The sequence below is a fragment of the Massilia sp. CFBP9026 genome (assembly GCF_034045165.1).
Taxonomy (GTDB): Bacteria; Pseudomonadota; Gammaproteobacteria; order Burkholderiales; family Burkholderiaceae_D; genus Telluria; species Telluria arenae.
The window spans coordinates 1-5,405 of the sequence record NZ_JAXCWH010000022.1 but is presented as its reverse complement, the minus strand read 5'-3'; the positions used below and the strand labels follow the sequence as shown (position 1 = coordinate 5,405).

General features: G+C 59.6%; 4 protein-coding genes. 1 reads left to right on the top strand and 3 read right to left on the bottom strand.

Annotation, left to right across the window (positions count from 1 at the left end; translation table 11 throughout):
- Window positions 1–466: 466 nt before the first annotated feature.
- Both SOM28_RS26260 and SOM28_RS26255 read right to left on the bottom strand, forming a co-directional pair.
- Window positions 467–1,387 (bottom strand): AraC family transcriptional regulator, encoded by a 921-nt coding sequence (locus SOM28_RS26260; RefSeq protein WP_320469962.1) that lies wholly within the window; start codon window positions 1,385–1,387, stop codon window positions 467–469.
- Window positions 1,371–2,801 (bottom strand): aldehyde dehydrogenase family protein, encoded by a 1,431-nt coding sequence (locus SOM28_RS26255; protein ID WP_320469961.1) that lies wholly within the window; start codon window positions 2,799–2,801, stop codon window positions 1,371–1,373. Before SOM28_RS26255 ends, SOM28_RS26260 begins: the two co-directional genes overlap by 17 nt.
- Window positions 2,802–3,042: 241 nt before the next feature.
- On the opposite strand from SOM28_RS26255, the gene SOM28_RS26250 reads away from it, so the two are divergent.
- Entirely contained in the window at window positions 3,043–3,501 is a 459-nt protein-coding gene (locus SOM28_RS26250) for a MarR family winged helix-turn-helix transcriptional regulator (RefSeq protein ID WP_123070360.1), read from the top strand.
- 23 nt (window positions 3,502–3,524) lie between these two features.
- On the opposite strand, the gene SOM28_RS26245 is transcribed toward SOM28_RS26250, so the two are convergent.
- The gene (locus SOM28_RS26245) at window positions 3,525–5,102 is read right to left on the bottom strand and encodes a methyl-accepting chemotaxis protein (protein ID WP_320469960.1); all 1,578 of its coding nucleotides are present in this window, start codon (window positions 5,100–5,102) and stop codon (window positions 3,525–3,527) included.
- Window positions 5,103–5,405 lie beyond the last annotated feature (303 nt).

Below are 5,405 nucleotides of genomic sequence, written 5' to 3'. Positions count from 1 at the left end.
CTTCAGTTCAATCTCTGTTTGTTGACTCTTTCGAGTCACCCTGCATTGCTGCAGGGGTCGCTCACTCAAAATACTGACCGTTATCTCATCGCTGAGACAACGTATTTCTTTTTTGTGAACATTTGATAATTTAAGTAATCAAGAACCGAAGTTCTTGGCACCTTCATCAAACGCCCACACTTATCGACTGTTAATTTTTAAAGAACTTTATCCGGTACTGCATCCATCTGTTGCTTGCTTCGAATCGTTGTGTTCGTCAGCAGCAGAGGAAAGAGAGTATGAAGTGTTTTTCGTTTTTCGTCAACCCCTTCATTTCGCTTCGTCTCAGATTTCTCTGCCGATCTTGCTACCGTAACCGCTTGATTACGTTAACATTTTTCGGCCTTGCCGAAGCGGAGGCGAACTATAGCAAAGGCCTACCCCGTCGCGCAAGTGCTCAGCAATAATATTGTTTTGCAGTCGCAAATCATGGCGACGGCGCCACGCCGCGCAGCTGTTCCGCATCCTGCAGTGGCGAGGCGCCGAACAGGCGGCGGTACTCGCGGCTGAACTGCGATGGACTTTCATACCCCACCTGGAACGCCACATTCGCGGCCTCGACCCCGCCGCTCATCAGTAACTTGCGCGCCTCCAGCAGCCGCACCTGCTTCTGGTATTGGAGCGGACTCATGATTGTCGCAGCCTTGAAGCGGCGATGAAGGACCGACGGGCTCAGGTGTACGGCCTCGGCCAGCTCCGCGATTTTCAAAGGTGCATCGTAATGCTCGCGGATCCAGCTGATCGCCTTGGTTACCGCATGCTCGCGATGGCCTCCCATCAATCCCTGCGTCAGGGTGGCCCCGCCCGGTCCCGTCACGAGGTAATACATGATTTCCTGTTTAAGCAGATGCGCCAGGACAGGCAGATCCGACGGCCGGTCGAGCAGTCTTAACAAGCGCTCGAACGCCTCCAGCAAGGCCGTGCCCGCGATCTCGACACTGACGAGGGGCGGATCGTCTCCCCCGGACGGCATCGGGACCCGCATCTCGAGCATGAAGGATGCAAGCTCCTTCGGATCGAGATCGACCCGGATGCCGTAATAAGGTTCCGCTTCGCTGGCACGCACGACCTGGCCCGAGATGGGAATCGTCGTGCCCGCCTGCACATAGCAACCGGCGCCGTAGCGCAGTACGCGCTCACCGACCAGCATCTGCTTCTCGCCTTGCAGCATCAGGCACATCGACGGTTCAAGCATCCCACGGCCGATCGCCGTCGGCCCCCGGCGCCGGATCAGCCCCAGCCAGGGCAGTGCCGTCGACAGGTCATCGATGTCGTCCGCCGCGGAGAAGCGGCGGCTGACCGTCTCCAGCAACTGCCGGAGCAACCCGCGCTCAGAGCGACTGTTCATAGCCAAGCAGGGTCTTTGGCTCGAGATATTCCTCCAGCCCGAAGATGCCGAATTCACGCCCCAGCCCCGACTGCTTGAATCCACCGAATGGCGCCATCGGCTCATCGTACAGGCCATTGATGAAGACCCGGCCCGCCTCGATGCGGCGAGCGATACGATTCGCACGCGCGACGTCTCCCGAGAACACATAGGCATGCAAGCCGTAGATCGTGTCGTTGGCGATCGCGATGGCATCTTCCTCATCGTCGTAGGCAATGACGGACAGGACCGGCCCGAAGATCTCTTCCTTTGCGATGGTCATGTCGTTGCGGACATTGCTGAACACAGTAGGCCGCACGAAATAGCCGCGCTCCAGGCCCTGCGGCAAGCCGGTACCGCCCAGCAGCAGGGTTGCGCCCTCCTCGATCCCTTTGCGAATATATCCTTGCACGCGCTGGTACTGGGTGGCGCTCACCATCGGCCCGATCCGGGTTTCCGGATCGCGTGGATCGCCCACTTTCAAGGCCTGGAACGCCGCGACGATGCCTTCTTCGGCCTCCTGCAATCGTGCGCGCGGCACCAGCAGGCGCGTGCCCGCCAGGCAGGCCTGACCGCTGTTCATGGTTGCTGCCGCCGCGATGAAGGGCATGGCCTTGTCGAAGTCGGCGTCGTCGAGCAGGATTGTGGGCGACTTGCCGCCCAGTTCCAGGGTGACGCGCTTGAGCGTGTCCGCAGAACCGCGCACGATCGACTTGCCGACCGCGGTGGAGCCGGTAAACGAGATCTTCGCGATGCCCGGATGGCGCACGAGGGCGGCGCCAACGACGTCGCCACGGCCGGTCAGGATGTTGAACAGGCCGGCCGGCACTTCAGCCCGGTGCAACACACGGGTCAGCAGTTCAGTCTGGCGTGCGCTCAATTCGCTCGGCTTGATCACGGCCGTACTGCCGGCGGCGATCGTCATCGCGAGTTTGCTGCAGATCATGCCGTAGTTTGCATTCCAGGGCGTGATCAGACCAACGACACCGAGCGGCTCCATGCGCACCCGCGCGCTGGCAACCTGGCGCTCGAACGGGTAATCGGCCAGCAGCGTGCGCGCCTGGTCGAACGAGGCAGCGGCCCGCTTCGAGGTGGCGACGGAAATACCGTGAGGTCCGCCGTATTCCTCGATCATCGTCGCGATCAATTCCTCTTCTGCGGCGGCCACCACCTCATGCAGGCGTGCGAGCCAAGCCATGCGCTGTTCGCGCGACGATCCGGCAAGTTCTCGATAAGCGGCGGTCGCTGCGGCAATCGCGTTTTCCGCGTCGACCTCGTCGGCCAGGGTGACTTGTGCCGCTTCCTCTCCGGTGACAGGGTCGACCAGGGTAAAGCGCTCGGCGCCATGCGGGGTGACGAATTGCCCATAGATATAAATAGTGTCGATCGATTTCATGGGTGCTCCCTTCAATACAATGTTCATTCATCATAGAAGTGAGGGGGAGTCGGGAGGTAGATGGTTCCTCGCATCCTCTTGCCTGATCCTGTCATTCACGCGAGGATCCGACAATTCGCCGTATTGCAGAGATGGCGCCATGTAAGTGCTTACGCACGCCACATCGCTTGTGCTTCGGCACTGCATCGATTTCGTCAGACAATCGCTTGCAATTATCTAGTGTGCGACCTATATTGGAAACATGAACGCGAACACTCCCACCTCCCCTGCGACACCCATGCTCGACGAGCAACTGTGCTTCGCGCTGTACTCGACCTCGTTGGCAATGATGCGGGTCTACCGCGGCCTGCTGCCCAAGCTCGGGCTCACCTATCCGCAATATCTCGTGATGATGGTTTTGTGGGAACAAGATCAACTGACCGTGTCCGACATCGGCGAGCGCCTGTTCCTGGACTCTGCGACCTTGACACCCTTGCTCAAGCGTATGGAAGCCCAGGGATTGGTGCAGCGTAACCGTGCGCGCAGCGATGAACGCCAGGTGATCATCAGCCTGACCGATGAGGGCAAGGCATTGAGGAAGGAAGCCGCCAGCGTGATGCCGGCGGTATTGTGCGCAACCCAGTGCTCGGTCGACGAAGCCGCGGCCCTGCGCGACCAGTTAGTGGACTTGCGCAAGAGCCTGAATGCCAGCACCGACTGAGCGGCGCCTGATAGATCGGCAGCTCAGCCCGCGATCCGCAGCGGCTTGCCTTCGGTGCCGATGCGGAACACGCGCACGGTGCGCAGCAGCTTCGCTGCCTGTTCCTTGAGGGCCGCAGCCGACGCGGCGGCCTGTTCAACCAAGGCAGCGTTCTGCTGGGTTGCCTCGTCCATCTGACCCACCGCATGGTTCACTTGCTGGATATCGGCATGCTGGGCTTCGCTTGCGGTGGTGATTTCAGCGATGATGCCGCTGACTTCCTTCACGCTGCTCACGATGTCGTCCATCGTGGCGCCGGCCTGCTCCACCAGCTTCGAACCCGCATCGACCTTGGCGGTCGATTCGCCGATCAATGCCGATATCTCCTTGGCGGCAGTGGCCGACCGCTGCGCCAGGTTGCGCACTTCGCTCGCCACCACGGCAAAGCCCCGCCCCTGCTCGCCGGCGCGCGCCGCTTCGACTGCGGCATTCAATGCCAGGATATTGGTCTGGAAGGCGATCGCGTCGATCACGCTGGTGATGTCCGAAATCTTCCGGGCCGAAGCATTGATATCCTGCATGGTGTTGACCACAGCGGAGACGACGGTGCCGCCCTTGCTTGCAACCACGCTGGCCGATGCAGCGAGCGTATTGGCGTGACGGGCGTAGGCAGTATTCTGTTCGACGACAGCGGTCAGTTCTTTCATCGAATCGGCCGTGCGGCCCAGCGAATTCGCCTGTTCTTCGGTACGCATCGACAGATTGTCGTTACCGGCGCTGATCTCGCTGGAAGCGGTCGCGATCATGTCGGTACCGCCGCGAACTTGCGCGACGATGTTTTGCAGACTGGCCTGCATTTCGCTAATGGCATGCATGACGCTGGCGTCGTCATTGGGACGAACCGTAACGTCGACGGTCAGGTCGCCCGCAGCAATGGCCGACGCGATGCGATTGACTTCGACCGGCTCGCCGCCCAGCTGGCGCAGTAGATGGGCCGTGATCGCGCTGCCGACCAGCACGCTCAGAGCCACTGCGGCCAGCGTGACCACGACGATCGTGGTTTTGGCGGTAGCAATCGATTCCTGTGCATGGGCAGTACCGTCTGCGACATATTGCTGCACGGTGGTGATAACGCGGTCGATATCGAGCACGTTCTGACGGCGCAGCGGACTGCATTCGTTGACGAGGAAGCTGCCGTATTCGGTCAGCTGACCGGCATCGCGGTAGCGGCGTGGGCGGTTCAGCTCTTGCGCCATCTGCTGCAGTCCGTCGCGCATCTTCGCGAAGTCGGCATTCCCCACAAACAGTGGCTCCAAGGCTTGCAGTTGGGCGAGATAACGGGCTTTGTGTTCGTCCAGGAGGGCGAGTTCACGCCGGGCGTCATTGACGTCCGGGAAGATGTAGGCATTGCGCGCTGCGAGGCCGGTCTGGGCAAGCGATTCGCGCAATTCGTACAGGCGCTCGAGCTGGGTGGTGCGCACCGTGTTTTGTGCAGCGAGTTCCTGACCGACATTCCCTAGTTCACGCCATGCAAAGACGGCCAGAACGATGATCAGGATCCCGACCAGGCCGAACCCCACGCCGAGTTTGGCGCGCGTGCTGAGTGCAGAAAGTGATCGCATAAAATTCTTTGTAAGAGTGTTGAGGCAAACGAAGTCCCTGCCGGCGTGGTGTGCCAACAAGAAAAATAATTGGGTAACGGAGAATTATAGAAAACTATCTGTCGCGCACGATTGATTCTGGACAGAAAGCAAAGTTATTTGTACGCAATGTTCTTTATGACAAAGCGTTTTGGTGCTTGAACAACAGTGCGATGTACAGGCGCAGAAAGCAAAAAACCCCACCAGGATCACCTGGTGGGGTTTTTCATATAACTAGCCTGACGATAACCTACTTTCACACTGGTTGCAGCACTATCATCGGCG

Bases quoted from the DNA above. Each gene is read 5' to 3' on its own strand.
- SOM28_RS26260 (WP_320469962.1), bottom strand. From the start codon at position 1,387: ATGAACAGTCGCTCTGAGCGCGGGTTGCTCCGGCAGTTGCTGGAGACG.
- SOM28_RS26255 (WP_320469961.1), bottom strand. From the start codon at position 2,801: ATGAAATCGATCGACACTATTTATATCTATGGGCAATTCGTCACCCCG.
- SOM28_RS26250 (WP_123070360.1), top strand. From the start codon at position 3,043: ATGAACGCGAACACTCCCACCTCCCCTGCGACACCCATGCTCGACGAG.
- SOM28_RS26245 (WP_320469960.1), bottom strand. From the start codon at position 5,102: ATGCGATCACTTTCTGCACTCAGCACGCGCGCCAAACTCGGCGTGGGG.